This window comes from Streptomyces sp. SudanB52_2052, from assembly GCF_964272415.1.
Taxonomy (GTDB): Bacteria; Actinomycetota; Actinomycetes; order Streptomycetales; family Streptomycetaceae; genus Streptomyces; species Streptomyces olindensis.
In genome coordinates this window covers 6,337,039-6,363,247 of record NZ_OZ186796.1, presented here as the reverse complement: position 1 = coordinate 6,363,247, position 26,209 = coordinate 6,337,039, and the positions used below count along the sequence as shown (strand labels likewise).

Below are 26,209 nucleotides of genomic sequence, written 5' to 3'. Positions count from 1 at the left end.
GATGCGACAAGCGAATGTCTAGCATGGCTCCCATGCCGATCACGCATGACGAGGTGCCGGAGCTCTCCACCATCTGGCTGCGGGTGTTCCTGGAGGTCGCCCGGCACGGCTCGTTCACGGTGGCCGCGCGGGCGCTCGGCTGGACGCAGTCCGCGGTGTCCCGGCAAGTCGCCTCGCTGGAGGCCGCGTTGGGCGGCGGGCCGCTCTTCGACCGGCTGCCGCGCGGGGTCCGGCTGACGGAGGCCGGACGGCTCCTGGTGCCGTACGCCGAGACGGTCGCCGCCGCGCTGCACGACGCCCGGCGGGAACTCGGCGCCCTGCGCGAGGCGGCCGGCGGACGGCTGAGGTTCGGCGCGTTCGCCACCGCCGACGCGGCCCTGGTACCGCACGCCCTGGCCCGCTTCCACGCCCGCCACCCGCGCGTCCGCGTCACCCGCGAGGAGGGCTTCACCCCGGCTCTGCTGGACCGGCTGACGGCCGGTCACCTGGATCTCGCGATCGTGTCGACGACGGGCCGCGCGCCGCTGGAGTCGTACGTGCTGCACCACCTCCTCGACGAGCCGCTGTACGTCGCCGTGGCGGCGGACCACCCCCTCGCCGGGCAGGACGGCCCGGTGCCGCTCGGCCGGTTCGCCGACGCCGACTGGATCTCCGGCAGCGCCCGCCCCGAGGGCACCCTGCTGGACGCGGCCCTGCGTCAGGGCTTCCGTCCGCGGGTCGCGCATGTCGTCGGCGAGTGGACCGCCAAGCAGGGCTATGTCGCCGCCGGGCTCGGGGTGACGCTGGTACCGGCACTCGCCGCCGAGTCCGTGCGCCCGGACATCAGGCTGCTGCGGGTGCTCGACGAGGGCGGCCCGGCCCGGGCGGTGTACGCGGCGACGGCGCGAGGGCGGTCCCTGACGCCCGCCGCCGTGGCCTTCCTCGGGGCACTGCGGGAGGCGACGGCGCGGATCCCCGCCTGAAGGGTCCTGAGCCCCATGGCGTGGACCACCGCCGTCACGCGATACTTCCGCCGTCCGGCACCACGCCACCCCCACCGTGACGGAAGGGCTCAACCCCCTTGAACTCCATACGCGTTCGCCTCGGCGTCCTCGGCCTCGCGCTGCTGACCGGCCTCGCCGTCCCCCCGCCCGCGAGCGCCGCCGAGGCGGCCCCCTCCCCCACCGTCGAGGAGCAGCGGCTCGACCGGGCCGCGCCGCAGGAGATCCTGCGCCGCTCCGGCTTCGACGCCGTGGCCCCGCGGCTGGCCCGGGCGCTCGACACGGCCCGCTCCTACGGGGAGGCCTGCCGGGCCGTCACCCGCGAGGGGGCGCAGCTGTGGCGGCGGGCCGTGGACCGGGCGCAGGGGCGCGGCCCGGCGGGCGGGGACCTGAGCCGGGACGACGACCGGCCGCTGTACTGGGCGCGGCTCGGCATGACTCGTGAAGTACGCACCTGGCAGCCGAAGTTCGGCCTGACGGACGGGCAGCGGGCGGCGCTGCTGGACGAGCTGGAGCGCACCTCGCGCGGCCAGACGGCCATCGGCTTTCCGCGCGGCAAGGGCCTGAAGCGGATCCTGCTCACCGGTTTCGACCCGTTCACCCTGGACCGGGACATCCGCATCTCCAACCCGTCCGGCGCCACCGCGCTCGCCCTCGACGGCACGGTCGTCGAGACGGCGGACGGCCCGGCCCGGATCGAGACGGCCGTGTTCCCGGTGCGCTGGCGGGACTTCACTGGGGGCACCTCCCAGGCTTTCGGCACTGGAGGAGGCAGCGTGGAGCGGACCCTGCGGCCGCACCTCGGGAAGGTCGACCTGTTCGCCACCGTGAGCCAGGGCCGGGTCGGCCGGTTCGACATCGAGCGGACCAACGGGGCCTGGCGGGGCGGCTTCGGGGACAACGAGAACATCGGCCGCACCGAGACGATCCCGGTCACCGACCCGGCTTCACAGCCCCAGTGGACGACGACCACGCTGCCCTACCGGGCGATCGTCGCCGCGCACACCGGCCGTTTCCCCGTCTACGACAACACGAGCGTCACCGAGATCCCGGCGGGCGGCACCGAGCCCGTCGTACGCCCCGACGGGCCCACTCCCGGATCCACCGCCCGCCAGGGCGGCGGCGGGGACTACCTCTCCAACGAGATCGCCTACCGGGCGACCCTGCTGCGGGACCGGCTGGGCCTGCACGACGTCCTGCCGGGCGGGCACGTGCACACGCCGGTGCTCCAGTTCGGCGCCGGGAACACCACCGAGGTCACCGACCCGGAGTTCGTGCGGAACCGGCTGGACATCATCGCCCAGGTCAGGACGATCCTGAGGGTGGCTGCGGAAGAGTCGTGACGGCCCGGTCGCCCTCCTCGCCGTCCTCCCGGGTCTCCTCGCCCAGGAGTTCACGCGCCATCAGGGTGGCGCCCGCGACCGCGCCCGGCATCAGGAACACCGCGACGAACGGCACCAGGAAGGCCACGGCCAACGGCGTGCCGAAGCCCCAGACCAGGGTCTTGCGGGAGCGGAGCAGGCCGAGCCGGGAGCGCAGTTCGACGCCGCGGCGCTGGAGGGCGACGGCGGTCAGTTCCTCGGTGAGGAAGAACCCGGTGACGAAGAACCCGATCACCGGGACGACCGTCTGACCGACGACCGGGACGAAGCCGCAGGCGAACAGCAGCACACCCCACAGGGCGGCCCGCACGACGATCCGGAGGCTGTCCCGGGCGGAGATCCACAACTCGCGCCAGAGCGGCAGCCCCGACTCGGGTGCGTGCCCGTCCGGGGACACGTCCCGGTCGACCTTCTCGGAGAGGTTCTCGTAGAAGGGCTGCCCGACCAGCAGCGTCACCGCTGTGAACGTCACGACGGACAGGAGCAGGGCGAGGGCGAACAGCACGGCCGTCAGGAAGCCGCGGAAGAGCCCGAGCCACGGGCTCGACCAGTCGTCGGCGAACGGTGTCGCCCAGGCCACGGCGTCCTCGCCCCACAGGGCCAGCGCGACGAGCGCCGCCGCGTACAGGACGAGGGTGATCAGGCCCGGGAGCAGCCCGAAGCCGTACTGCCTGCCGTGCCGGGCCACCCATCGCTGGCCTCTCAGCAGATACCGGAAACCCACCCCGAGATCGCGCATGGGACGACCCTATCGGGGCCGGTGTCGCGCTCTTGACGCGCTCCGGTCACACCGCTGTCACAGGCCGCCCAGGTCAGGCGGTGCGCACTCGGCAGAGCCATCCGGGTCACCGGTGACACCAACGCGCCCTTGTTGCCGTTGAGTCGAACCGGTACACCTCGCCGTACCGATCTCAGGAAGCCCCTCGGGAGGTACTGCGTGCGCACCACGAGAACCGTTCCTGCGAGACCTGCGCTGATCGTCACCCTCACTCTCGCCACGGCGGGTTCGCTCCTGCTCGCCCCGGGCACCGCCGGCGCGGACCCGAAGCCCGTCACCCGCGAGGGCGCCGCCCTGGACGGCCGGGCGGCCCAGGCTCCCGCGAGCGCGGCCCTGCGGGCCCTGGCCGCTCCCGAAGAGACCTCCGCCGCCGCGGACACCCGCGGCTACCCCCGCCGCCAGACCCTCTCCCCGGACCCGGTGAACCCCGGCGACAAGTCCCTGAAGCTGGGCCTCACCCCGTACCACGGGATCGCCCCGAAGCTGAACGCGCTGCAACGCCTCGGGGACCGGGTGAGCGTGGAGGTGGCGGGCCGCTCGGCCGGCGGCCACCGCCTCTACCTGGTCACCGTCACCGCCCCGGAGACCGCCCGCGAGGCCCGCGCCCAGGAGCGGATGCGCGACCTGATCGAGAGCGCGCCCGCGACGGCCGCCAGGTCCCGTGAGATCAGGCGGGACTACAAGACGCCGGTCTTCGTCAACAGCAACATCCACGGCAACGAGTGGGAGGGCACGGACGCCGCCCTGAGGATCGTGGAGCAGCTCGCGACCGCCCAGGACGCCGGCACCCGCGACCTCCTCGCGCACAGCCGCCTGTACTTCAACATCACGGCCAACCCGGACGGCCGCATCGCCGGCACCCGCGCCAACGCCAACGGCTTCGACCTCAACCGGGACTTCGTCACCGCCTCCCAGCCCGAGACGCGCGCCATGCGGCGGATCCAGCTGGACAAGCAGCCGGCCGTCCTGCTGGACCTGCACGGCTACGTCAACGGCACGCTCATCGAGCCGACCACTCCCCCGCACGGCGAGAACTACGAGTACGACCTCTTCCTGAAGAACTCCTACGCCAACGCCCTCGGCATGGAGTCGGCCGTCAACGCCCTCGGCTTCACGCCCGGGAAGGACGGCGTGGAGCCGGCCCAGATCCCGTTCCGCGACCAGGAGGAGGGCTGGGACGACTGGCCGCCCATCTTCACCCCGCAGTACGCGGCCTTCCACGGCACGGTGGCCGCCCACACGGTGGAGATCCCGCTGGCGGTGAACAACGAGGAGTACGAGGACCTGCCCGTCCCGGAGCTGCGCCGCCGCTCGGCGGTCAACACGGCCGTGGCGGGAGCGGCGATCCGCGCCACCCTGGACCACGTCCGCGAGCACCGCGCCGGTCTCGTAGCCGACCAGATCGAGGTCTTCCGCCGCGGCGCGGCCGGTGCCCCGCAGGTCCCGGTGTCGCCGGAGACCGTCCCCGGCGTCCCCGGCATCGGCCCGGAGGACGTCTACACGACCACCTTCCCGCGCGCCTACGTCATCCCGCCCGGCACCTCACGCACCCAGCGCTCGGCGCCGGCCGCCGCCCGCCTGGTCGACCACCTCCTCGCCAACGACGTCCGCGTCACCCGCGCCACCCGCCCCTTCCGTCTCGCCGGACGGACCTACCCCGAGGGCTCGTACGTCGTCGACCTGCACCAGCCGAAACGCGGCATGGCGAACGTGCTGCTGGCCGACGGCCGGGACATCAGCGACCGGGTCTCGGAGATGTACGACATCTCGGGCTGGAGCCTGGGCCGTCTGTGGGGCGCCACGGTCGAGCGGGTGCCGTCGGGCAGCCTGCGGGGCGCGCCCCTGCGCCCGGTCACCGAGGCGGCCCCCGTGGCGCACGTGCCCGCATACGGCGACCTCCGTCTGCGCCTGACCGATCCGCGCGAGATCGCCGCGCTCAACTCCCTCCTCCGTCAGGGTGTTCCCGTACGGCAGTCGGCGGACGGCAGCGCGATCGTCCCGGCGTCGGCCCGCCGCGCCGCGCTCACCGCCGCCCGCGCCCACGACGTCGCCTTCACGGCCACGCGGGCGGCCGGCACGACTCCCCTGCGCCGCGTCCGGGTCGCCGCCGCCGTCACACCGGGTGAGCTGTTCGCGCTGCGGGAGATGGGCTTCGACGTCACGCCGGTCTCGACGGCGGTCCTGAACGCGGGCTTCGACTGGTCCGCCGCGGACGTGCTGTTCGTCTCCACCGGCTTGAACCGCGCCGCCCTGTCGGCCTCCGCCCGCAGGGCCCTGGACGCCTTCCTCGACGGCCACGGCCTGGTGGGCCGGGGTGCGACGGGAGCGGACCTGAACGCGGCGGCGGGGCGGCTGGCCGTCAAGCCGGTCGAGGGCAACGACGCGGCCAACGGAGTGGTCCGCACGGTGAACTCGGGCGCGCTCACCCGCGAGGCACCGTCCCACGGCTTCGTCTACGCCCCGCTCTGGTTCACCGATCTCGGCCCCGGCGTGCGCGTGGAGCAGTCGTACGCGGCCGGGAACCCGCTGGTTTCCGGACACTGGCGCCCGCTCCGGGACGGCACCGGCGGCCCCGCCGAGGCCGCCGGGCAGGCCGCGGTGGTCAGCGGCGGGCGCACGGTCCTGTTCGGCACCGAACCCCTCTTCCGGGACCATCCGAAGGGGGAATTCCCGCAGGTGGCACGGGCATTGTTCACAGTGGCACACAGCGGTTCAGTTGAGGAGAGCGGATGACGCAGGAGATCCACGGCACCGTGGCGGACGGCTTCGAGAACGTACGTGAGGAGTTCGCCGCGTGCGTGGCCGGGGAACGCCCCGACTACGAGGGCCAGCTGTGCGCCTACGTGCACGGCCGCAAGGTCGTCGACCTGTGGGCGGGGACCGACGCGGACGCCCTCTACGGCGTGTTCTCGTCCACCAAGGGCGCCGCCGCCCTGGTCGTCGCCCTCCTCGTCCAGGACGGCACGCTGGAACTGGACCGCAAGGTGACGTACTACTGGCCGGAGTTCGCGGCCGAGGGCAAGGGCGCCCTGACCCTGCGCGAGCTGCTCGCGCACCGGGCCGGGGTGGTCGGCACGGACAGCGGCTTCACGCTCGCGGAGCTGGCCGACGACCGCCAGCTCGCCGAACGCCTCGCCGACCAGCGGCCGTTCTGGCGCCCCGGCACGGCGTTCGGCTACCACGCCCTGGTCAGCGGGGCCCTGTCCAACGAGGTCGTACGCCGTGCCACGGGCCGCACGCTCCAGGAGGTGTACCAGGAGCGGATCAGGGCCCCGTACGGCCTGGACTTCTTCCTCGGGCTGCCCGCGCCGCAGGAGCCGCGCTTCCGCACCACCCAGCCGATGGATCCGACCCCCGAGGAGCAGGCCCTCCTCGACGCCGCCCCGACGGGCCCGCACACCCTCGCCTCGATCGCCTTCAACCGGCACGCGGCCGAGCCGACCGATCTGGCCTCGCTCCCCAACATGCCGCTGGTGCGCGCGAAGGGCCCGGCGTCGGTGGGCGGGGTGGCGTCGGCGCGGGGCCTGGCGGGGATGTACGCGGCGGCGATCAGCGAGGTGGGCGAGCAGGCCCCGCTGCTGAAGCCGGACACCGTGGCGGAGTTCGGCCAGTTCCACTCGGTCGGCTACGACCTGGTGGCCCGGACCCACAAGTCGTTCGGCCTCGGCTTCCAGACCACGGCTGACACGTGGCACCCGTTCCTCGGCGCCGGGGCGATCGGGCACAGCGGCGCCAGCGGCTCGCAGGCCTTCGCGGACCCGTGGAGCGGCCTCGCGTACGGCTACACGCGGCGCCGGTTCGCCTTCCCCGGCGGCGCGGCCCCGGAGAACGGCCGCCTCGCGCGGGCGGTCCACAAGGCGGCGCTCGCCCGCTGACCCCGGGCACGGACGGAGGCCGCATCCCACGTCCAAGGATGCGGCCTCCGCGCAGACAACGACTGTCGTCAGACGAGCGTCACGGTGATGTTCCCGCGGGTCGCCTTCGAGTACGGGCACACCTGGTGGGCCTTCTCGATCAGCGACCGCGCGGTGCCCCGGTCCACCTTCGGTATGTCGGCCGAGATCTCGACGATGATCCCGAACCCCTCCCTGTTCTTCCCGAGGCCGACCTTCGCGGTCACGGTCGAACCGGTGAGGTCGGCACCCTCCTCACGGGCGACGACACCGAGGGCGCCCTGGAAGCAGGCGCTGTACCCGGCGGCGAACAGCTGCTCGGGGTTGGTGCCGGCGCCGCTCCCGCCCATCGCCCGGGGCGGGTTGACGACGACGTCGAGCCGGCCGTCATCGGTGGCCACCCGCCCGTCGCGCCCGTTCTCGGCGGTGGCGACGGCGGTGTACAGGACGTCGGACTGCTGGATCGGCATGCGGTTGTGTTCCTTCGGTCGTCCGCCGCGGCTCGCGCCCGGACCGGGACGGATTCGGAAAGAAACTACCGCATGCCGGAAGTCCAGCAAAGGGCACCGGGAGCCCTCAGAGCTTGACGATCATCTTCCCGGTGTTGTCGCCGCGCAGCACGCCCAGGAAGGCCTCCAGGTTGTTCTCGATGCCCTCGACGACGGTCTCCCGGTACTTCAGCTCACCGGAGGCGACCCAGGGGGCGACCTCCTGCACGAACTGCGACTGGAGGTCGTAGTGGTCCCCGACCAGGAAGCCCTCGATACGGCCGCGGGTCTGGATGAGGCGGGCGAGGTTCTTCGGGCCCGGGGCGGGCTCGGTGTTGTTGTAGACGGAGATCATCCCGCAGACGGCGATCCGGCCGCCCTGGTTGAGGGAGCCGATGGCCGCCTCCAGGTGGTCACCGCCGACGTTGTCGAAGTAGACGTCGATCCCGTCGGGAGCGGCGGCGCGCAGCTGCTCGCCCACGGGCCCGTCCTTGTAGTTGAAGGCGGCGTCGAAGCCGTACTCCTCCACGAGGAGCTTCACCTTCTCCTCCGACCCGGCGGATCCGATGACCCGCGAGGCGCCCTTCAGCCTGGCGATCTGCCCGACCTGGCCGCCCACGGCACCGGCGGCGCCGGAGACGAAGACGGCGTCGCCCTCCTTGAAGGCGGCGGTGCGCAGCAGTCCCGCGTAGGCGGTGAGGCCGGTCATGCCCAGGACACCGAGGTACGTCGACAGCGGCGCGGCGTCCGGGTCCACCTTCACGGCGTTCTTGGCGCCGACGACGGCGTACTCCCGCCACCCGAAGAAGTGCAGCACGTGGTCCCCGACGGCCAGCCCCTCCGCGTTGGAGGCCACGACCTCGCCGACGGCACCGCCCTGCATGACCTTGCCCAGCTCGAACGGGGCGACGTAGGACTTGGCGGCGCTCATCCGGCCGCGCATGTACGGGTCCACGGAGAGGTACTTGTTCCGGACGAGGACCTGCCCCTCACCGGGCTGCGGCACCTCCGCCTCGACCAGGGCGAAGTCCTCGGGCTTCGGCCAGCCGACCGGACGGCTCAGCAGGTGCCATTCGCGGCTGACGGCGGGGAGGGTGGGGGTGTCGGTCATGGGGCGCCTGTCCTCACGTGGGTGCGAATGTTTCAGTACCTGAAACAACCATGCTCCTGAAAATTTCAGGTTGTCAAATAACCGGGTACCCTCGATCGCATGGCCTCCACCACACCGACCCCCCAGAGCACGACGAGCCGCCGCCCCGATCCGCTGACGCTCGAGGTCGTGGAGCTGATCGGGGAGGTCGTGGCGCGGTTCCACGAGGACTACGAGTCGGCGGCGGCGGAGCACGCCCTCACGGGGGCGCAGGCGCGGCTGCTGAGCCTGCTGTGCCTGGAGCCGCTGCCGATGCGGAGGCTGGCGCAGCGGCTGAAGTGCGAGCCGTCGAACGTGACGGGGATCGTGGACCGGCTGGAGGCGCGCGGGCTGGTCGAGCGACGTCCGGATCCCGCGGACCGGCGGGTGAAGGTGGCGGCGGCGACGGAGGAGGGGCGGCGGGTGGCGCGGAGCCTGCGGGAGTCACTGCGGTTCGCGCGGGAGCCGTTGGCCGGTCTTTCCGAGGGGGAGAGGGTGGCTCTGCGGGATGCGTTGCGGCGGATGCTGGGGTGAGTCGCGCCCCGCAGAAGATCGGCCGCCGGTTTCCTGAAGGACGGATTCCTGCTGTGCGACCGCTTCTCAGCTCTTCTGGACATGACACACGATGGATCCATGGATCTTCAGCAGATGCGCTACGTGGTCGCCGTCGCCGAGACAAACAGCTTCACCCGGGCCGCCGAACGCTGCCTGGTCGTCCAGTCCGCTCTCAGCCACCAAGTGGCCCGGCTCGAAAAGGAGCTGGGGGCACGGCTCTTCGAACGCACCAGCCGCCGAGTACGGCTGACTCCGGCCGGTGCGGCGTTCCTGCCCTCGGCCCGGCAATGCCTGGACGCCGCCGAGCGCGCGGCCAACGAAGTCGCCGCGGCGGTCGGCGAGATACGCGGGCGGCTCGCCGTGGGTGTCGTTCCGTCCGTCGCCGCGGTTGACGTCCCAGGCGCCTTACGTGACTTCAACCAGCAGTATCCGAACGTGCGCATCAGCCTGAGCGTGGGCGCGGGCGACAAACTCGTCGAACAGGTCAGAGAGGGAGGCGTAGGGGTGGCTTTCCTCGGGCTGCCGACCACGGTGCGCCCCGAGGGCGTCAACTCGCGTGAACTCGCCCGTGACCGGCTCGTCGCCGTCGTCGGGCCGGACCACCCCCTGGCCCAGGAGTCGGCGGTCGATCTGCGCAGGCTCTCCTCCGAGGTGTTCGTGGACCTGCCGGCCAGGACAGACGGACGTGTCCAGTCCGACCTGGCCTTCTCGGCCGCCGGCGTCCACCGCGACGTCGCCTTCGAGGTGACCAACGCGGACTTCCTGGCGCGACTGGCCGGACAGGGCCTCGGCATCGCCATGCTGCCCTCCGCCTACGCGGCTCAGCTCACCGGCGTCATCACCATCGAGGTCACCGACGCGCCGACCCGCGTCGAATACATGATCTGGAGCCGCGACAACCGCACGCCCGCGGCCACCGCCTTCCTCGCCATCCTCGGCATCCCGGAGGACGACGACACGGAGTGAAAGGGACCGCCGCCCGGTTTTCCGTGCGGGCGACCGCATAAGGCTTCGCGACTTGGCCGAAATGCATGCCTGGATTGCCCCCAACTTTCAGAACATGGGCGTCCATCCCGTACTCCGGACCGGTCCGATCCGGTCAGATGTCCGCACCCCCGTCCTGGCACAGTTCGACGAACTTCCCCGGCGGTCAGCCGCTCACCCCCCATGACCATCATGAGGAAAGGCCAGGTCAGCCGGACGGAAAGAGGCCGTCGACACCGAGCGGGAGCTTCCCGATCTATCGCGCACCGCGATGGAATCGGTGACAATTATGTATTGGACGAATTCTGGGCGCGGATGAGAACTTGAGATCACAAGTCCGGCTCCGCTTTCCTCTGGGAGAGAGGCCAGTACTGATATCTGGCCAGGCGTCATGATGCAAATTCGGTGCGAACTGGGGGTGCACGCAAGATGAGCACGAGCACGGAAGCCACACTCAAGGATCAGGTCGCCTCACTCATGGACGGCCTGGAACAGCATGACGTCTACAGCAACGACTACTTCAAGTTCTTGCAGGACACGTCGTGGAACAGCCAGACCTACGACTTCCACCGGGCGAACTTCTTCCACAGGACCGAGGGTACGGTCAAGGGAATCGCCCACGTCTGTGCCCAGGCAGCGGCCAACGACGACCGTGACACGCTGACACTGTTCTCCTTCATCCTCAACGAGGAGACCGGGAACGGCGAGGCCGCGAAGTGCCACGAAATCCTGATGGAGAACGCCCACAACCTGCACGGCGAGGTGGAGTTCGGCCTGTCGCCGCTGCGGGTGAAGGAGGCGCGGCACAGCAACCTGGTCATCGCCGAGACGTTCAAGTACCGCGAGCGCACTCGGGAACTGGTGGGCGGCAGCTACCACCGGATGCTGGGCGTCGCGATGGCCCTGGAGTCACACGCCGACACCATGCTGCAGATCTGCCGTACGGCGTTCCGCAACAGCAACACCGGGCTGCCCGAGTCCGAGTTCGTCGACAAGGTCGAGATCTACTTCAACGTCCACGTCGGTGACGAGGGCGTCGAGGAGCGCCACGCCGCGGACGCGAAGAGGTGCGTCGAGAACAACTGCCGCACCGAGGCGGACGTCGCAGAGATCGCCTACGGCGCCCGCGAGACGCTGAACATCCAACTGGAGATGTGGAACGCCATGTACAAGGCCGTCACCAGTTGAGTTCGACGAGTAGAGAGAGGCAGCTCGTAAGCGTCGTGCAGAGAAACAGAGGAATCTCCAAGGCAGTTCTGAGCATTCCCGAATCCGCTACTCACGGCACCGCGGCAAAGCTCGTCGCGCTCAACCGCGGAGTCGCCGCGGACGACCAGATCATCGATCTGAGCATTGGCGCGCTGGACACCCCGACCGACCCCCGGATCGACCGTGGAGTCATCGACTTCATCGAGCAGAGATCCGAAACCGTGCATGCTTTCGCACCGGTCAAGGGATTCACGTTCCTGCGCGAATCCATCGCCGCACGGGTGGCTCGCCTGCATGGCATCGAGTACGACCCCGACACGGAGGTCATGGTCACACCGGGCGGTGTGAAGGGCTCCATCTCGGCGACCTTCCACGCGTTGCTGGACCCGGGCGACGAGGTCGTGATCCCCGTGCCCAACTGGCCGCACTACTCGGACATGGTGCGGCTGCACGAAGCCATCCCGAAGACCGTCCTGGTACCGGCAGACGAGGGCCTCACCGCGCGGGCTCTCGAGGGAGCGCTCTCCGAGCGAACCAAGATCGTCGTCCTGGGCGACTGCATCAACCCGACGGGCAAGATCTACTCGACGGCGGAACTGTCGGAACTGGCCCAGGTCCTCGCGCGGCACAACACCCGGCGGCAGGACCGCGGCGAGAGCCCCGTCCACGTCTTGTTCGACACACCCTACGAAGCACACGTCCTCGGTGACCGGGCGACGACCTTCGCCGCCCTGGACGTGCCGCTCGCCGGCGGCGATCGCTGCTCCATGCGGCCCTGGACCGTGTCGGTGACCGGACCGGGCAAGACCTACGGCATGCACGGCGACCGGATCGGCTATCTCTGCGGTCCCCAGGACATCGTGGAGGCCGCCGCGCGCGCCCAGGTCAACCTCACGTCGTTCGCGTCGACCTATGGGCAGGTCGCCACGCACATCGCACTGCAGCCGGAGATGGACGAGGTGGCGACCTTCAGGGCGAAGATCGCCCGCTCCAATCTGGAGGCGATGCTGCAAGAACTGCAGCCCATACCCTCCTTGCGGGTCAGCCCGCCGCAGGGCGGCTACTTCCTCTTCGTCGACCTGTCAGCCCACGCCGACGCCTACCAGAGGCTCGGTCACGCCACCGCCGAGCAGTTCCTGCTGGCCGAAGCGAAGGTGGCCACCATCGCCGGCAGCCACTTCGCGCACGGCGAGGCGCTGGACCACTTCGTGCGGATCAACTGCGGCCGCACCGGTTCGCTTCTGACTGAGGCCGCCACACGCATCCGGCACGCCCTCACCCGTCTGGAGTCCTGAGCTGAAGGCCACGATGGCAGACACCGTCAAGTACTGCATCGTCGGTACGGGCTTCGCCGGTACGTGCGCGCTGTGGCACCTGGTACGGCGCATGACCGACCCGCACCGGCTGTCCCTGCTTCCGCCATCGGCCGTCACCATCGTCACGGTGGAGCAGGGACCGGTGAACGGGCCGGGATACCCGTACGCGCAGGGCAACGTCCAGCTCGCCCACCGGTGCAACAACGAAGCGAGCACCATGGGCATCCACGGCAACGACTTCGTCGACTGGATGGCCGCGAGCAAACCGTGGCTCATCACAGAGTGTCCGGAGCTCGTCCTCGAGACGCATCCCGGCATCGAGCTGGACGAGTGGCAGCCCGACGACCGTGAGTTCTATCCGCGTGCGTTGTTCGGCATCTACCTTCGGCAGCGGTTTCAGGAGACCGTCGAGAAGGCCCGAGCGCACGGCATCGAGGTGCGGTCGTACGTGCGCCACGAGGCCAGGGACGGCCGCACGAAGCCGGACGGGTTCTCCGTCCTGCTCCGTGATCTGGAGACCGGCCGCGAGTTCACCGTGGACGGGCTCGACCAGGTCCTGCTGAGCACGGGGCACTGGCAGCCGGGGAGGGCCGGGACACCGTCGGAGCACGGTGTCCACGTCGCCTCCCCGTATCCACCGGACGTCATGAGAGCCGCCGTCGCCCGCCGGATCCGCTCCCGCCGCGCACAGGATGAGCGGCCCCGTGTGTTCGTCCAGGGGATGGGTCCCAGCGGTATCGACGCCATCCTGACCCTGTGCGACGAAGGCGAGTTCGCCTACTCCCGCGACGGCCACGTGGCGGGGTACCGGCCGACGGCGCACGCCGAGCCGTTGTCCGTGGTCGCCGGATCACGCTCGGGCTTCTTCCCTCCGGTCCGGGGTCCGCTCGCACCGTACGAGCTCCACCATCTGACCGAGAACAACCTCGACGCGATCCGGCGCGAGCACCGAGGGCATCTGAAGATCGAGCGCGTTCTGGAGCTGCTGGACAAGGATCTGCGCCGGGCGACCGGGGGGACGCTGGGGTGGGAGGACGTCAGGAGCCCTCGCTGGCGCAGCGCCCGGGAGAAGCTGGCGAGTGATCTGAAGGACTCCTCCACCGGGAACCTCGTCCACACGGTCGTGCTGAAGGCGCGGCGGATGCGCTTCTACAGCCGGCTCGAACCCGCTGACAAGGAAGTCTACGACCGCCTGCTCGACACCCACTTCATACGGACGGCGGTACCGATGCCGGCCGCCGTCGCGGAGAAGCTCCTCGCCCTGATGGACGCCGGAGTGCTGACGACCGTCAGGCTGGGCTACGACGACGCCCGGCACACGCAGGTGGAGGAGGACGGCACGCTGCGGGTCACGTACCGGTCCGAGTCCGGCGAAACGGCGACCTTGCGAGCGGACTGCATGGTCCGTGCCAGTGCGCAGGACTTCGCCATGGAGCGTCATCCCTCGCCGTTCATCCAGAACCTGCTGCGGCGAGGTGAGATCGTCCCGCACGAGGAAGGCGGATACGCCCCGGGCGGCATCGCGCTCGACGCGCGCGGCGGCTACCGGGTGATGAAGCGGGCGGGTGGGGTGCGCGTTCCGTCGCCGCATCTGTCGGCCTACGGGGCGCCCGTCAGATTCTGGCAGAACGAACACAACTACGCCGGTGCGTTCGTCGCGGCGGCCCAGTGGCTGGCCGACGACTGGACCGGGACGGCGGGAGCAGCCGGCTCCTCCTCCTCCGCCGCCGCCGTGGACGATCCCGGACTGGTCAGCAGCGAAACAAGGAGATAAGCCATGGAGATGAAAGAGTTCTACTACCAGGACGGCCTGCGCGTCAGTGTGTTCAACCTCGACCACAAGGCCGTCCCTTTTCACTTCCACAACGCGGTGTCGGACATGATGTACTGCTCGCAGGGCCGCATCGTGATCGAGCTGCCCGACACCGACGAGGTGTTCACCGTCGAGCCTGGTGAGGTCTTCCAGGTTCCGAGCCCGAGCAGGCACCGGTTCGGCAACGCGGCCCCTGTCGGCACGCTGTCGCGCTACGTGCTCCTGCAGATCGGCACGTTCGACATCAATTTCGTCCCGGCTGCCGAGGAGTTGGCGGAGCAGTTCGTCGACCGTACGCGGACACCGGTCGTGGACGGCACGGTCCACATCGGGGATCGCCGGGCCGACATCGTCAAGCTCGCCGATCACTTCGAGCAGGAAAAGCCCGAGGTGCTGACTCCGCAGGAGCAGGCGGACGTGGTGGCGGCACTGCGGTGCTTCGTGTCTCGCGGTATCGAAACGGAGCATCCGCAGGCGGCCGTTCAGCCGTGAGCCGCACGTGATCTCATTCGACCCGGTCGTCATCACGGTGATCGTCCTGACGTTCTTCGGGGGTGGGCTGGTGAAGGGTCTGACCGGCCTCGGCCTGCCGCCCGTCGTCCTCGGGATCCTGACCGCCACGATCGGGATCCATCCGGCGAAGGCGCTGATCCTCGTGCCGACGTTCCTGACCAATGTCGTGCAGGCGACGAGCGGCGGGCACGGCCGGAAGGTCGTCCGTGTCACGTGGCCGTTCCTGCTGGCCGCCACGGTCTTCACCGTGTCCGGCGCCTTCACGCTGAGCTACTTCCGGGCGGATGTGATGTCGGCCCTGCTCGGCCTGGGGCTGACGGTGTACGGGGTGCTCGGGCTGTTCCGCCTGCGGGTGAACATCCGCGGCAAGTGGTGGCACCACCCCGTGGGTGTCGTCTCCGGAGCCACCAACGGGTTCCTCACCGGAGCGACCGGCTCGTCGGCCGTCCCCGGGGTCTTCTACCTGCAGTCCGTCGGGCTCCTGCGTGACGAGCTGGTGCAGAGCATGGGCATCCTCTTCACCCTGTCCACCGTCGGTCTGGCGTGGACGCTGCAGACGCAGGACCTGCTCAGCGTCAACCTCGCCGTGATGTCAGCCATATCCTTGGCCCCGGCGTTCCTCGGGATGTCGATCGGAAGCCGGATCCGCAAGAGGGTCTCCGAGGAGCGGTTTCGCACTGTGCTCTGTGTCGCTTTGTCGCTCCTCGGGGTGTTCGTCGCCGTGCAGAGCTTGATGACCTGGTGAGGCGCCTCGGAGCGAGGAGAGGACGCGACATGAGAGCGGATTTAATCGAACTGCTGGGCGAGCTTGAGGAGTTCGGCGCGGCGAACGACGCGGCAACGGACGACCGAAGCCGGAAGATGCTGAACATCACGCACGACACCGGCATGTTCCTGACGATGCTCATCAAGACGGGCAAGTGCAAGAACGTCCTGGAGGTCGGAACTTCCAACGGCTACTCGACGTTGTGGCTGGCCGAGGCCGTGGGCGAGGGCGGTTCGGTGACGACCGTCGAACAGGCGCCCGGCAAGGTCGCGATGGCCGAGCGGAACTTCCAGCGCGCCGGACTCCAGCCCCGCATTCGGCAGATCACGGACGACGCCGGCCGGTTCATCGAGTCGCGCGGAGCCGGCGAGTACGACTTCGTGTTCCTGGACAGCGATCGCGGACAGTACGCCGGCTGGTGGCCCTCACTCCAGCGCATTCTCGCGAACGGCTGTCTGATGGTGGTCGACAACGCCGTCTCTCACGCTCACCAGTTGGAGACCTTCACGCGGTTGGTCGAGGCCTCGGACGGCTACCTCAGCTGCGTCTTCCCGATCGGCAAGGGCGAAATGGTGGTCATGAAAGACATTCCGTGATGCCACCCGCGCGGAAGGCGCTACGTGCACCACCACAGGAAGCGGTTGCAGGTTTCCGAAGGTGAGGGTTCCGGGGCGGGTGGCGGTGTGGTGCGGCCCGAAGTCGGGGTCGGCGCCGGTGCCGGGGGCGCGGCCGTGGGGACCGACGTCGGCCGGCTCGGGGACGTGCCCGTCGTGGGCGACTCCGGATCCCTCGGAGTCGCCTTTTCCGTCGGGGACTTCGACTTGTCGCCCTTCGGGGACTCGGAAGCCGACGGCGAGCCGGAAGCCCCCGGGCTCGGTGACGCGGACGCCCCGTCGGCCGCCGCGGCCTCGCCCGACGAGCGGCCCGGCTCCCCCGCCTCGACCGACGCGTCCCCGTCCGCCGACTCGCCCCCGGCCGCCGCCGGGTTCGGTGTCGACTTCGGCGCGTCCATTCCGAGTTCGGCGAGGCTCAGCCCACCCGCCGCCAGTACGAATCCGGCCGCGATGAAGAGCGTCCGGCGCCGTCGCCGGCGGTGCGCCGCGGCCTTCCGGTCCCGTCGGCTCGTCCCGGCCGAGCCCGGCCCCTCCGCGACCGGCCCGCGGCCCCGACCACGCCGCCGCGCGGCACGGCCCACGAGCTGCTCGTCGTCGGCCTCGTCGGCCTCGTCGGACTCATCAGCGTCATGGTCGTCGTCGGGCCCGTACTCGTCCGACGGCGGCCCAGCAGGCTCGTCCGACCCCTGGAACCCGCCGACCTCGTCCGCCACGCCGCCGCCCCCCTGGGGCACAGCGTGGTATTCCGGCTCACGCCAGCGCAGCGCATCGGCGGAGGTGCCGCACCCCGGGCAGGCGAGGGCGCCGTTCAGGTGCCGTCGGCACGGGTCGCAGTAGTCCATGACGCGGGAAGATTAAGTTCCGCGTTGGTCACGTTCCTAGATCCAGCTGTGAAGGTTCTGTAGGGACACGCTCCGCCCGTGGTTTCGAAACTGTCGAAACCGTTATGCGCGCGACCCATTGACACCCCCACCGCCGCGTCCTTACTGTCACGCCAACATTTCGAACGTGTGCCGAAATATCGAACACGTCGAACTGAATGAACTGACGGAACTGAGCCGACGAACCTGCGAGGGACTACCGCCGTGCGCATCACCGGAATCAGCACACACGTGGTCGGGACGCCGTGGCGCAACCTGACGTACGTCCAGGTGCACACCGACGAGGGGATCACCGGAGTCGGCGAGACCCGGATGCTGGGACACACCGACGCCCTTCTCGGTTACCTGAAGGAGGCCGAGGTCAACCACATTCTCGGCTCCGACCCGTTCGCTGTCGAGGACCTCGTCAAGCGGATGAAGTACGGCGACTACGGCCGTGCGGGCGAGATCGTGATGTCCGGCATCGCCGTGATCGAGATGGCCTGCTGGGACATCAAGGGCAAGGCCCTGGGCGTCCCCGTCTGGCAGCTGCTGGGCGGCAAGGTCACCGACAAGGTGAAGGCGTACGCGAACGGCTGGTACACCACCGAGCGCACCCCGGAGGCCTACCACAAGGCCGCCCAGGGGGTCATGGAGCGCGGTTACCGGGCGCTCAAGATCGACCCCTTCGGCACCGGCCACTTCGAGCTGGACCACGAGCAGACCCTGTACGCCGTCTCCCTGATCGAGGCGGTCCGGGACGCCATCGGCCCCGAGGCCGAGCTGATGCTGGAGATGCACGGCCGCTTCTCCCCCGCCACGGCCGTGCGCCTGGCCAAGGAGCTGGCGCCGTTCAAGCCGGCGTGGCTGGAGGAGCCGGTCCCGCCGGAGAACCTCAAGGCGCTGGAGAAGGTCGCCGCGAAGGTCGACATGCCGGTCGCCACGGGCGAGCGCATCCACGACCGGATCGAGTTCCGCGAGCTGTTCGAGAGCCAGGCCGTGGACATCATCCAGCCGGACGTCGGCCATATCGGTGGTATCTGGGAGACCCGGAAGCTCGCCGCGACCGCCGAGACCCACTACATGCTGGTGGCGCCGCACAACGTGGGTGGCTCGGTCCTGACCGCCGCCTCCCTCCAGGTCGGCTTCACCTCCCCGAACTTCAAGATCCTTGAGCACTTCAACGACTTCGCGGACGCGGAGATCAAGAAGGTCGTCAAGGGCGCCCCGCAGGTGAACCCGGAGGACGGCTGCTTCCACCTCTCGGACGCGCCGGGTCTCGGTGTGGAGCTGGACGTCGACGCCGCCGCGGAGTTCCCGCAGCAGCAGGCCCGCTTCGACCTGTGGGCGGAAGGCTGGGAGCAGCGCAAGCCCAAGGGCTCCCAGTGACCGTCCGGCACCCGGAAACCCTCAGCCGGCATCCGAAACCTTCGAAACCCGGGGGAGCGACGTGAGCACCGCGGTAGTGATCGACGCGCCGGGCGAGCACCGTCTCGTCCCGCACGAGCCACGGCGGCCGGAGGCCGGCGAGGCCCTGGTGCGCGTCCACGCCTCCGGGATCTGCGGCAGCGACCGCGAGGTCTACCAGGGCAACCGCCCCGAGGGGTACGTGCGTTATCCGCTCACCCCGGGCCACGAGTGGTCCGGGACGGTGGAGGCGGTGGGTGCCGGTGTGCCCGAGTCCCTCGTCGGCCGCAAGGTCGTCGGTGAGGGCTTCCGCAACTGCCAGGTCTGCGACCGCTGCCACGCGGGCGAGACGACCCTGTGCACGGCCGGGTACGAGGAGACCGGGTTCACCCAGCCGGGCGCGATGGCGGCCACGCTGACCCTCCCGGCGCGTCTCCTGCACGTCCTCCCGGACGACTGCGACCTCACCGCCGCGGCCCTCCTGGAGCCCGCCGCCTGTATCGCGGCGGCGGCGCTGAAGGGGAACGCCCAGCCGGGCGAGCGGGTCGCCGTGGTCGGCACGGGCACGCTCGGCATGTTCGCCGTGCAGTTCCTCAAGGCGAACTCGCCGGCCGAGCTGCTGGTCGTCGGCACCCGCCGGGACCGGGAGGCGCTGTCGCGGCAGTACGGCGCGACGGACTTCCGGACGAAGGACCAGGACCTCCCGGACGACTTCGACGTGGTGATCGAGACGGCCGGGTCCGCGGATGCCGCGCGGATCTCCGCCGCCCTGCTCCGCCGCGGTGGCCGGCTGGTCCTGACCGGGATCCCGGCGCCGGGTGCCGACGGTCTCGACCCGACCGACCTCGTCGTACGGCAGCTGGAGGTGCACTCCGTCTTCGGTGCGCCGCCGGACGCCTGGGCGCACACGGTGCGGGTGTTCGCCGCCGGTCTGCTCGACCCGCTGCCGCTGGTGACGCACGAGCTGCCGCTCGCCGAGTTCTCGCAGGCCATCGAGCTGGTGGGAGCAGGCGATCCGAAGGTGGGCAAGGTGCTGCTCCGCCCCTAGACGTACGCCGGTACGGGGGCAACCTGACGGCTCCCGTACCGGCGTACACCCAGCCCTGCCCCCTGCCGGGGCCTTGCCCCACCCCGAGCCGCGAACCTCGTCCGAAATATCGAACCGAAGGACATTCCTGTGACCGACGCTTCCACCACGGCAGCCCGCAGGCCCGGTGAGCAGGCGCTCACCACACTCGGCCTGAACGCGCCCGCCCTCGACCCCGCCGACGCCTCGCCGCACTCCTTCCCCGGCGGCGGCCGCTGGCGCACCGAGATCCCCTCGTGCGAGGGCCCCGAGGCACTGGCGGTGGTCCTGAAGGAGGCCTCGCGGCTGGACGTGCCGATCCACCGGATCAGCCAGGGCAGCGGTGTGTGGATGCTGACCGACGCCGAGATCACCGAGATGGTCGAGGCGACCGGCGAGCGCGACATCGAGCTGTGCCTGTTCACCGGCCCGCGCGGCACCTGGGACATCGGCGGGTCCACGCGCACCGACTCGCGGGGCGCCGGACTGCGCGCCCGCGGCCACGACGCCGTCGCCGGCTGTATCGAAGACGCCGTCAGAGCTACGGAGTTGGGCGTCAAGTGCCTGCTCGTCGCCGACGAGGGCGTGCTGTGGACGCTGCACCGCGCCCGCGCGGCCGGCATCATCCCGGCCGACACGACGCTCAAGGTGAGCGCGCTCATCGGCCCCGTCAACCCGGCGGCGTACGCGGTGTACGAGCGCCTCGGCGCCGACTCGGTCAACGTGCCGAGCGATCTGACGCTCGATCACCTCACCGAGATCCGCCGGGTGTCCGGCGCCCCGATGGACATGTACATCGAGGCGCCCGACGACCTCGGCGGCTACGTCCGGATGTACGAGGTCGCCGAGCTGATCCGGCGCGGCGCACCGCTCTACCTGAAGTTCGGCCTGTCCAAGGCGCCCGGGATCTACCCCTACGGGCACCACATGCGGGAGCTGACCCTGGCCACCGCCAAGGAGCGCGTGCGCCGCGGCCGGCTCGCCCTGGATCTTCTGGCCCGCCACGGAGCGGACGGCGACATGGCGCCGCTCGGTTCGCGGCTGCCGGGCGATCTGCAACGGTTCGAAATCTCGTCATAACGTTCCGGCTACTCGCCTTCACAAAAGAAGACACAGCCGCGCACAATCCCACACATCTCTTCTCGGTCTTTCCGGCACGACCACCCGGAGCGACTTCGCGCCCCCAGACCGAGCCCTGCACACAGATCAAGGATGATGATCATGCGTAACCGCAGAGCCGCTCTCGCCGCCATAGCCGGAGCCGCGTCCCTCGCCCTGACCCTGTCCGCCTGCGGCCAGAACAGCGAGGGCGGCAGCAAGGAGAGCGAGGGGGACGCCAAGGGCGGCACCATCGGCATCGCGATGCCGACCAAGTCCTCCGAGCGCTGGATCGCCGACGGCAACAACGTCAAGAAGGACCTGGAGTCCAAGGGCTACAAGACCCAGCTGGTCTACGGCGAGGACGACCCGGACCAGCAGGTCTCGCAGATCGAGAACCTGATCACCCAGGGTGTGAAGGCGCTGATCGTCGCGGCCATCGACAACAAGTCGATGAACAACGTGCTGCAGCAGGCCAAGGACGCCAACATCCCGGTCATCTCCTACGACCGCCTGATCCTCGGCACGCCGAACGTCGACTACTACGCCTCCTTCGACAACGAGAAGGTCGGCGAGCTCCAGGGCACCTACATCGTCGAGAAGCTCGGCCTGAAGGACGGCTCCAAGAAGGGCCCCTTCAACATCGAGCTGTTCGCCGGCTCCAACGACGACAACAACACCCGCTACTTCTTCCAGGGCGCGATGAACGTCCTGCAGCCCTACATCGACAAGAAGCAGCTCGTCGTCCGCTCCGGCCAGACCAAGCTCAACCAGGTCACCACCCTGCGCTGGGACGGCGGCACCGCCCAGAAGCGCATGGACGACATCCTGACCTCGGCCTACAAGCGCGAGCGCGTCGACGCCGTCCTCTCCCCCTACGACGGCATCTCCATCGGCATCCTCTCGGCGCTGAAGTCCGACGACTACGGCTCCAAGAGCAAGCCGCTGCCGATCGTCACCGGCCAGGACGCCGAGGTCGCCTCGGTGAAGTCGATCATCGCCGACCAGCAGTCGATGACCGTCTACAAGGACACCCGCGAGCTCGCGAAGGTGGCCTCCAACATGGTCGACGCCCTGCTCAACGACAAGAAGCCCGAGGTCAACGACACCAAGACCTACGACAACGGCTCGAAGGTCGTCCCGGCGTACCTGCTGGAGCCGGTCGCCGTCGACAAGTCGAACTACCAGAAGACGGTCGTCGACTCCGGCTACATCAAGGAAAGCGACCTGAAGTAACCGCCGCCAACCGACCGACGATTCACCACTGATTGGAAGGCACGACCATGGCGGGACCCGTCCTGGAAATGCGCTCGATCGTCAAGACCTTTCCCGGCGTCAAGGCGCTGTCGGACGTCACGCTGACCGTCCAGCAGGGCGAGGTCCACGCCATCTGCGGGGAGAACGGCGCCGGCAAGTCGACCCTCATGAAGGTCCTCTCCGGCGTCCACCCGCACGGCACCTACGAGGGTGACATCCTCTTCGAGGGGGAGGTCTGCCAGTTCAAGGACATCAGGGCCAGCGAAGAGCGCGGCATCGTGATCATCCACCAGGAGCTGGCCCTGGTGCCCTACCTCTCCCTCGCGGAGAACATCTTCCTCGGCAACGAGCACGCCACGCGCGGGATCATCAGCTGGACCGAGACCCTGCGTCACGCCAGCGAACTGCTGCGCCGGGTCGGTCTCTCCGACCACCCGGACACCCGCGTCGCCGACATCGGCGTGGGCAAGCAGCAGCTCGTGGAGATCGCCAAGGCCCTGTCGAAGAAGGTGAAGCTGCTCATCCTGGACGAGCCGACCGCGGCGCTCAACGACGAGGACAGCGGCAAGCTCCTGGACCTGATCCTGGAGCTGAAGAAGCAGGGCATCACCTCGATCATCATCTCCCACAAGCTCAACGAGATCCGCAAGGTCGCCGACTCGGTGACGATCATCCGCGACGGCCAGACCATCGAGACCCTCGATGTGAAGGCGCCGGAGACCACCGAGGACCGGATCATCAGCGGCATGGTCGGCCGTGACCTGGAGAACCGCTTCCCGGAGCGGTCGCCGCACGAGCCCGAGGAGGGCGTCGCGCCCGCCCTGGAGATCCGCAACTGGACCGTGCACCACCCGATCGACCAGCAGCGCAAGGTCGTCGACGACGTGTCGCTCCAGGTGCGGCGCGGCGAGATCGTCGGCATCGCGGGACTGATGGGCGCCGGCCGCACCGAACTCGCGATGAGCGTCTTCGGGCGCACCTACGGCCGGTACGCGGGCGGCACCGTCCTCAAGGACGGCACGGAGATCCGCACCAAGACCGTCCCCGAGGCGGTCAAGCACGGCATCGCGTACGTGACCGAGGACCGCAAGCACTACGGCCTGAACCTCATCGACACCATCAACCGGAACATCTCGCTGACCGCCCTGGGCAAGGTCGCCAAGCGCGGTGTGGTCGACGAGCACGAGGAGCGGCAGGTCGCCGAGGGCTTCCGCAAGTCGATGAACATCAAGGCGCCGACCGTCTTCGAGCCGGTGGGCAAGCTGTCCGGCGGCAACCAGCAGAAGGTCGTCCTCAGCAAGTGGATCTTCTCGGGTCCGGACGTGCTGATCCTGGACGAGCCGACGCGCGGTATCGACGTCGGTGCCAAGTACGAGATCTACACGGTCATCGACCAGCTGGCCGCCCAGGGCAAGGCGGTCGTCTTCATCTCCTCCGAGCTGCCCGAGCTGCTCGGCATGTGCGACCGCATCTACACGATGGCCGCGGGGCGGCTGACGGGTGAGTTCTCGCGGGCCGAGGCCTCCCAGGAATCGCTGATGCGTCAGATGACGAAGGACAAAGAGGTATCCCGATGAGCACGGACGTGACCGCCAAGACGCCGGCCCCCGCGCCGCCCGGCAAGGGAGGGGCGGCCACCGGCGACGGACTGTTGCAGCTGGTGATGGACGGCATGCGCCGCAACATGCGGCAGTACGGCATGCTGATCGCGCTGGGCCTGATCGTGGTCCTGTTCGCCGTGTGGACCGACGGCGACCTGCTGCTGCCGCGCAACGTCTCCAACCTGGTGCTGCAGAACAGCTACATCCTGATCCTCGCGATCGGCATGATGCTGGTCATCATCGCGGGCCACATCGACCTGTCGGTCGGCTCGCTGACGGCGTTCGTCGGCTCGATGGCCGCCGTGTTCATGGTCAAACAGGACATGCCATGGCCGCTCGCCGTGGTGCTGTGCCTGGCCGTGGGCGCGGCCGCGGGTGCCATCCAAGGCTTCTTCATCGCCTACGGCGGCATACCGTCGTTCATCGTGACCCTGGCGGGCATGCTGATCTTCCGTGGTCTGACGGAGATCTTCCTGGAGGGCCAGACGCTCGGCCCGTTCCCTGAGGGGCTGCAGAAGGTCGCCAACGGCTTCCTGCCGGAGGTCGGCCCGAAGACCAACTACCACAACCTGACCCTGCTGCTGGGCTTCGCGATGATCGCCTTCGTGATCTTCCAGGAGGTCCGTGACCGCAAGCGGCAGCAGGAGTTCAACCTGGACGTCCCGCCCGCCAAGCTGTTCCTGCTGAAGCTGGTCGCGATCGGCGCCGCCATCCTCACGCTGACGATGCTGCTGGCCAGCTACAAGGGCGCCCCGATCGTGCTGCTCATCCTGGGCGTGCTGCTCGTCGGCTTCGGCTACGTGATGCGCAACGCGATCATCGGCCGCCACATCTACGCGATCGGCGGCAACCTCCCGGCGGCCAAGCTGTCGGGTGTGAAGGACAAGAAGGTCACCTTCCTGGTCTTCCTGAACATGGGCATGCTCGCGGCCCTGGCGGGTCTGGTCTTCGCCGCCCGCTTCAACGCGGCCTCTCCCAAGGCCGGCCTCAACTTCGAGCTGGAGGCGATCGCGGCCTCGTTCATCGGCGGTGCGTCGATGAGCGGCGGTGTCGGCACCGTCCTCGGCGCGATCATCGGTGGCCTGGTCCTGGGCGTGCTGAACAACGGTATGAACCTCGTCGGCATCGGCACCGACTGGCAGCAGGTCATCAAGGGCATGGTGCTGCTGGCGGCGGTCGGGTTCGACGTGTGGAACAAGCGCAAGGTCGGTTCGTAGAACAGACCGGGCCCCGCCGGAAGGCGGGGCCCGGTCCTTTCGGAAGCAGTTTCCCAATGAGGTGGAGCCGCACATGGAACTGAACAGACGCACGGTCATCGCGGGAGCCGCGGCGGCGGGCATAGCCGCCACCACGCTCGGCGGCACGGCGCACGCCACGGGAGGCAGGAAGCCGGTGAAGACGCTCTTCGGCAAGCTCGCCGACGGCACCAAGATCTACAGCTGGTCGCTGGAGAACGGCGGCACCCGCCTGAAGGTCCTCTCCTACGGCGGCATCGTCCAGTCCCTGGAGATCCCCGACCGTCGCGGCCGCTACGCCAACGTCTCCGCGGGCTTCGACACCATCGAGGACTACGTCGCCAAGAGCCCGTACTTCGGCGCCCTGATCGGCCGGTACGGCAACCGCATCGGCAAGGGCAAGTTCACGCTCGACGGCAAGAACTACCAGCTCTCCGTCAACGACGGCGAGCAGAGCCTGCACGGCGGCGCCCAGGGCTTCGACAAGCGCGTCTGGGACATCGAGCCGTTCACCAAGGGCTCCGATGTCGGCCTGTACCTGTACTACACGAGCGTCGACGGGGAGATGGGCTACCCGGGCACGCTCAAGACGAAGGTCACGTACACCCTCACCAAGCACGGCGACTGGCGCATCGACTACGAGGCCACCACCGACAAGGCCACCGTCGTCAACCTCACCAGCCACGTCTACTGGAACCTGGCCGGTGAGGGCAGCGGCACCATCGAGGACCACGAGCTGCACATCGCGGCCTCCCGCTACACGCCCACCGACTCGGGCCTGATCCCCACCGGCGAGCTGGCCAAGGTCGCGGGCACCCCCTTCGACTTCCGCAAGGCCAAGCCGATCGGCCGGGACATCCGCGTCTCCCACCCGCAGCTGGTCACCGCCAAGGGCTTCGACCACAACTGGGTCCTCGACAAGGGCATCACCGCCCGGCCCGAGCACGTCGCCACCCTGCGCGACCCCGCCTCCGGCCGCACCATGAAGATCGCCACGAACGAGCCGGGCCTGCAGTTCTACTCCGGCAACTTCCTCGACGGCACCCTCACCGGCCCGTCCGGCCGCACCTACCGGCAGGGCGACGCGCTGTGCCTGGAGACGCAGCACTTCCCGGACTCGCCGAACAAGCCGTCGTTCCCGTCGACGGTGCTGCGCCCCGGTCAGACGTACCGCACGACGACGGTCCACACGTTCGGCTGCTGACCGGCCGCTGACCGTCTTCACAGGTGGCACACAATTTTCTGAGGGAAGCCTCAGTGGTTGA

General features: G+C 69.5%; 23 protein-coding genes. 19 read left to right on the top strand and 4 right to left on the bottom strand.

What is annotated here, in order from left to right:
• Positions 1 to 23 precede the first annotated feature (23 nt).
• Both ACSUPV_RS28440 and ACSUPV_RS28435 read left to right on the top strand, forming a co-directional pair.
• Positions 24 to 962 carry a LysR family transcriptional regulator gene (locus tag ACSUPV_RS28440; protein ID WP_359788956.1) on the top strand — a complete coding sequence of 313 codons (939 nt, stop codon included), beginning with the start codon at positions 24 to 26 and terminating at the stop codon, positions 960 to 962.
• Between the two features lie 98 nt (positions 963 to 1,060).
• Positions 1,061 to 2,323 carry a pyroglutamyl peptidase gene (locus ACSUPV_RS28435; RefSeq protein ID WP_436948819.1) on the top strand — a complete coding sequence of 421 codons (1,263 nt, stop codon included), beginning with the start codon at positions 1,061 to 1,063 and terminating at the stop codon, positions 2,321 to 2,323.
• Here the strand turns inward: ACSUPV_RS28435 and ACSUPV_RS28430 are convergent.
• On the bottom strand, positions 2,286 to 3,101 hold the full coding sequence (locus ACSUPV_RS28430; protein WP_031111964.1) for an EI24 domain-containing protein: 816 nt from the start codon (positions 3,099 to 3,101) through the stop codon (positions 2,286 to 2,288). The two genes, ACSUPV_RS28435 and ACSUPV_RS28430, sit on opposite strands and share 38 nt — an antisense overlap.
• 198 nt (positions 3,102 to 3,299) lie before the next feature.
• Between ACSUPV_RS28430 and ACSUPV_RS28425 the strand changes: the two genes are divergently transcribed.
• Together ACSUPV_RS28425 and ACSUPV_RS28420 are read left to right on the top strand one after the other, a co-directional pair.
• Positions 3,300 to 5,873, top strand: a complete 2,574-nt coding sequence (locus ACSUPV_RS28425; RefSeq protein ID WP_436948818.1) for a M14 family zinc carboxypeptidase — start codon at positions 3,300 to 3,302, stop codon at positions 5,871 to 5,873.
• Positions 5,870 to 7,015 (top strand): serine hydrolase domain-containing protein, encoded by a 1,146-nt coding sequence (locus ACSUPV_RS28420; protein ID WP_436948817.1) that lies wholly within the window; start codon positions 5,870 to 5,872, stop codon positions 7,013 to 7,015. The genes ACSUPV_RS28425 and ACSUPV_RS28420 overlap by 4 nt, the downstream gene beginning before the upstream one ends.
• Positions 7,016 to 7,083: 68 nt before the next feature.
• Here the strand turns inward: ACSUPV_RS28420 and ACSUPV_RS28415 are convergent, their stop codons facing one another.
• Both ACSUPV_RS28415 and ACSUPV_RS28410 read right to left on the bottom strand, forming a co-directional pair.
• Positions 7,084 to 7,503 (bottom strand): organic hydroperoxide resistance protein, encoded by a 420-nt coding sequence (locus tag ACSUPV_RS28415; RefSeq protein ID WP_037762921.1) that lies wholly within the window; start codon positions 7,501 to 7,503, stop codon positions 7,084 to 7,086.
• Between the two features lie 106 nt (positions 7,504 to 7,609).
• Positions 7,610 to 8,632, bottom strand: coding sequence for an NADP-dependent oxidoreductase (locus ACSUPV_RS28410; RefSeq protein WP_031111957.1), 1,023 nt, complete (start codon positions 8,630 to 8,632; stop codon positions 7,610 to 7,612).
• A 99-nt stretch (positions 8,633 to 8,731) separates the two neighbouring features.
• Between ACSUPV_RS28410 and ACSUPV_RS28405 the strand changes: the two genes are divergently transcribed.
• From ACSUPV_RS28405 to ACSUPV_RS28370, 8 genes are all read left to right on the top strand, one after another.
• Positions 8,732 to 9,184 (top strand): MarR family winged helix-turn-helix transcriptional regulator, encoded by a 453-nt coding sequence (locus tag ACSUPV_RS28405; RefSeq protein WP_359788964.1) that lies wholly within the window; start codon positions 8,732 to 8,734, stop codon positions 9,182 to 9,184.
• A gap of 99 nt (positions 9,185 to 9,283) precedes the next feature.
• The gene (locus ACSUPV_RS28400; protein WP_031111955.1) at positions 9,284 to 10,171 is read left to right on the top strand and encodes a LysR family transcriptional regulator; all 888 of its coding nucleotides are present in this window, start codon (positions 9,284 to 9,286) and stop codon (positions 10,169 to 10,171) included.
• A gap of 447 nt (positions 10,172 to 10,618) precedes the next feature.
• The gene (locus ACSUPV_RS28395; protein ID WP_031111952.1) at positions 10,619 to 11,377 is read left to right on the top strand and encodes an iron-containing redox enzyme family protein; all 759 of its coding nucleotides are present in this window, start codon (positions 10,619 to 10,621) and stop codon (positions 11,375 to 11,377) included.
• Positions 11,344 to 12,693, top strand: coding sequence for a pyridoxal phosphate-dependent aminotransferase (locus ACSUPV_RS28390; RefSeq protein WP_436948816.1), 1,350 nt, complete (start codon positions 11,344 to 11,346; stop codon positions 12,691 to 12,693). The genes ACSUPV_RS28395 and ACSUPV_RS28390 overlap by 34 nt, the downstream gene beginning before the upstream one ends.
• A gap of 13 nt (positions 12,694 to 12,706) precedes the next feature.
• Entirely contained in the window at positions 12,707 to 14,488 is a 1,782-nt protein-coding gene (locus ACSUPV_RS28385) for an FAD/NAD(P)-binding protein (RefSeq protein WP_436948815.1), read from the top strand.
• A gap of 3 nt (positions 14,489 to 14,491) precedes the next feature.
• The gene (locus tag ACSUPV_RS28380) at positions 14,492 to 15,019 is read left to right on the top strand and encodes a cupin domain-containing protein (RefSeq protein ID WP_031111948.1); all 528 of its coding nucleotides are present in this window, start codon (positions 14,492 to 14,494) and stop codon (positions 15,017 to 15,019) included.
• A gap of 7 nt (positions 15,020 to 15,026) precedes the next feature.
• On the top strand, positions 15,027 to 15,785 hold the full coding sequence (locus tag ACSUPV_RS28375; RefSeq protein ID WP_359788971.1) for a sulfite exporter TauE/SafE family protein: 759 nt from the start codon (positions 15,027 to 15,029) through the stop codon (positions 15,783 to 15,785).
• Between the two features lie 29 nt (positions 15,786 to 15,814).
• Positions 15,815 to 16,402 carry an O-methyltransferase gene (locus ACSUPV_RS28370; protein ID WP_436948814.1) on the top strand — a complete coding sequence of 196 codons (588 nt, stop codon included), beginning with the start codon at positions 15,815 to 15,817 and terminating at the stop codon, positions 16,400 to 16,402.
• A 20-nt stretch (positions 16,403 to 16,422) separates the two neighbouring features.
• Here ACSUPV_RS28370 and ACSUPV_RS28365 read toward each other — a convergent pair whose 3' ends face one another.
• The gene (locus ACSUPV_RS28365) at positions 16,423 to 17,262 is read right to left on the bottom strand and encodes an SCO2400 family protein (protein ID WP_436948813.1); all 840 of its coding nucleotides are present in this window, start codon (positions 17,260 to 17,262) and stop codon (positions 16,423 to 16,425) included.
• A 243-nt stretch (positions 17,263 to 17,505) separates the two neighbouring features.
• On the opposite strand from ACSUPV_RS28365, the gene ACSUPV_RS28360 reads away from it, so the two are divergent.
• From ACSUPV_RS28360 to ACSUPV_RS28330, 7 genes are all read left to right on the top strand, one after another.
• The gene (locus tag ACSUPV_RS28360) at positions 17,506 to 18,669 is read left to right on the top strand and encodes a mandelate racemase/muconate lactonizing enzyme family protein (RefSeq protein WP_031111941.1); all 1,164 of its coding nucleotides are present in this window, start codon (positions 17,506 to 17,508) and stop codon (positions 18,667 to 18,669) included.
• A 61-nt stretch (positions 18,670 to 18,730) separates the two neighbouring features.
• Complete coding sequence (locus ACSUPV_RS28355) at positions 18,731 to 19,735, top strand: zinc-dependent alcohol dehydrogenase (RefSeq protein ID WP_436948812.1); 1,005 nt, start codon at positions 18,731 to 18,733, stop codon at positions 19,733 to 19,735.
• Positions 19,736 to 19,864: 129 nt separating this feature from the next.
• Positions 19,865 to 20,833, top strand: a complete 969-nt coding sequence (locus ACSUPV_RS28350) for a hypothetical protein (protein ID WP_436948811.1) — start codon at positions 19,865 to 19,867, stop codon at positions 20,831 to 20,833.
• 141 nt (positions 20,834 to 20,974) lie between these two features.
• Complete coding sequence (gene chvE, locus ACSUPV_RS28345; RefSeq protein WP_382615957.1) at positions 20,975 to 22,087, top strand: multiple monosaccharide ABC transporter substrate-binding protein; 1,113 nt, start codon at positions 20,975 to 20,977, stop codon at positions 22,085 to 22,087.
• Between the two features lie 47 nt (positions 22,088 to 22,134).
• Positions 22,135 to 23,685 (top strand): multiple monosaccharide ABC transporter ATP-binding protein, encoded by a 1,551-nt coding sequence (gene mmsA / locus ACSUPV_RS28340; RefSeq protein WP_037762892.1) that lies wholly within the window; start codon positions 22,135 to 22,137, stop codon positions 23,683 to 23,685.
• The gene (gene mmsB, locus ACSUPV_RS28335) at positions 23,682 to 24,926 is read left to right on the top strand and encodes a multiple monosaccharide ABC transporter permease (protein ID WP_031111930.1); all 1,245 of its coding nucleotides are present in this window, start codon (positions 23,682 to 23,684) and stop codon (positions 24,924 to 24,926) included. Before mmsA ends, mmsB begins: the two co-directional genes overlap by 4 nt.
• Positions 24,927 to 24,999: 73 nt before the next feature.
• Positions 25,000 to 26,148 carry an aldose epimerase family protein gene (locus ACSUPV_RS28330; RefSeq protein WP_031111928.1) on the top strand — a complete coding sequence of 383 codons (1,149 nt, stop codon included), beginning with the start codon at positions 25,000 to 25,002 and terminating at the stop codon, positions 26,146 to 26,148.
• The last annotated feature ends 61 nt before the right edge of the window (positions 26,149 to 26,209 follow it).

Excerpts from the sequence above, each read along its gene's own strand:
- ACSUPV_RS28440 (WP_359788956.1), top strand. The coding sequence starts at position 24 with ATGGCTCCCATGCCGATCACGCATGACGAGGTGCCGGAGCTCTCCACC.
- ACSUPV_RS28430 (WP_031111964.1), bottom strand. The coding sequence starts at position 3,101 with ATGCGCGATCTCGGGGTGGGTTTCCGGTATCTGCTGAGAGGCCAGCGA.
- ACSUPV_RS28420 (WP_436948817.1), top strand. The coding sequence starts at position 5,870 with ATGACGCAGGAGATCCACGGCACCGTGGCGGACGGCTTCGAGAACGTA.
- ACSUPV_RS28415 (WP_037762921.1), bottom strand. The coding sequence starts at position 7,503 with ATGCCGATCCAGCAGTCCGACGTCCTGTACACCGCCGTCGCCACCGCC.
- ACSUPV_RS28410 (WP_031111957.1), bottom strand. The coding sequence starts at position 8,632 with ATGACCGACACCCCCACCCTCCCCGCCGTCAGCCGCGAATGGCACCTG.
- ACSUPV_RS28405 (WP_359788964.1), top strand. The coding sequence starts at position 8,732 with ATGGCCTCCACCACACCGACCCCCCAGAGCACGACGAGCCGCCGCCCC.
- ACSUPV_RS28400 (WP_031111955.1), top strand. The coding sequence starts at position 9,284 with ATGGATCTTCAGCAGATGCGCTACGTGGTCGCCGTCGCCGAGACAAAC.
- ACSUPV_RS28395 (WP_031111952.1), top strand. The coding sequence starts at position 10,619 with ATGAGCACGAGCACGGAAGCCACACTCAAGGATCAGGTCGCCTCACTC.
- ACSUPV_RS28385 (WP_436948815.1), top strand. The coding sequence starts at position 12,707 with ATGGCAGACACCGTCAAGTACTGCATCGTCGGTACGGGCTTCGCCGGT.
- ACSUPV_RS28380 (WP_031111948.1), top strand. The coding sequence starts at position 14,492 with ATGGAGATGAAAGAGTTCTACTACCAGGACGGCCTGCGCGTCAGTGTG.
- ACSUPV_RS28370 (WP_436948814.1), top strand. The coding sequence starts at position 15,815 with ATGAGAGCGGATTTAATCGAACTGCTGGGCGAGCTTGAGGAGTTCGGC.
- ACSUPV_RS28365 (WP_436948813.1), bottom strand. The coding sequence starts at position 17,262 with ATGGACTACTGCGACCCGTGCCGACGGCACCTGAACGGCGCCCTCGCC.
- chvE (WP_382615957.1), top strand. The coding sequence starts at position 20,975 with ATGCGTAACCGCAGAGCCGCTCTCGCCGCCATAGCCGGAGCCGCGTCC.
- mmsA (WP_037762892.1), top strand. The coding sequence starts at position 22,135 with ATGGCGGGACCCGTCCTGGAAATGCGCTCGATCGTCAAGACCTTTCCC.
- mmsB (WP_031111930.1), top strand. The coding sequence starts at position 23,682 with ATGAGCACGGACGTGACCGCCAAGACGCCGGCCCCCGCGCCGCCCGGC.
- ACSUPV_RS28330 (WP_031111928.1), top strand. The coding sequence starts at position 25,000 with ATGGAACTGAACAGACGCACGGTCATCGCGGGAGCCGCGGCGGCGGGC.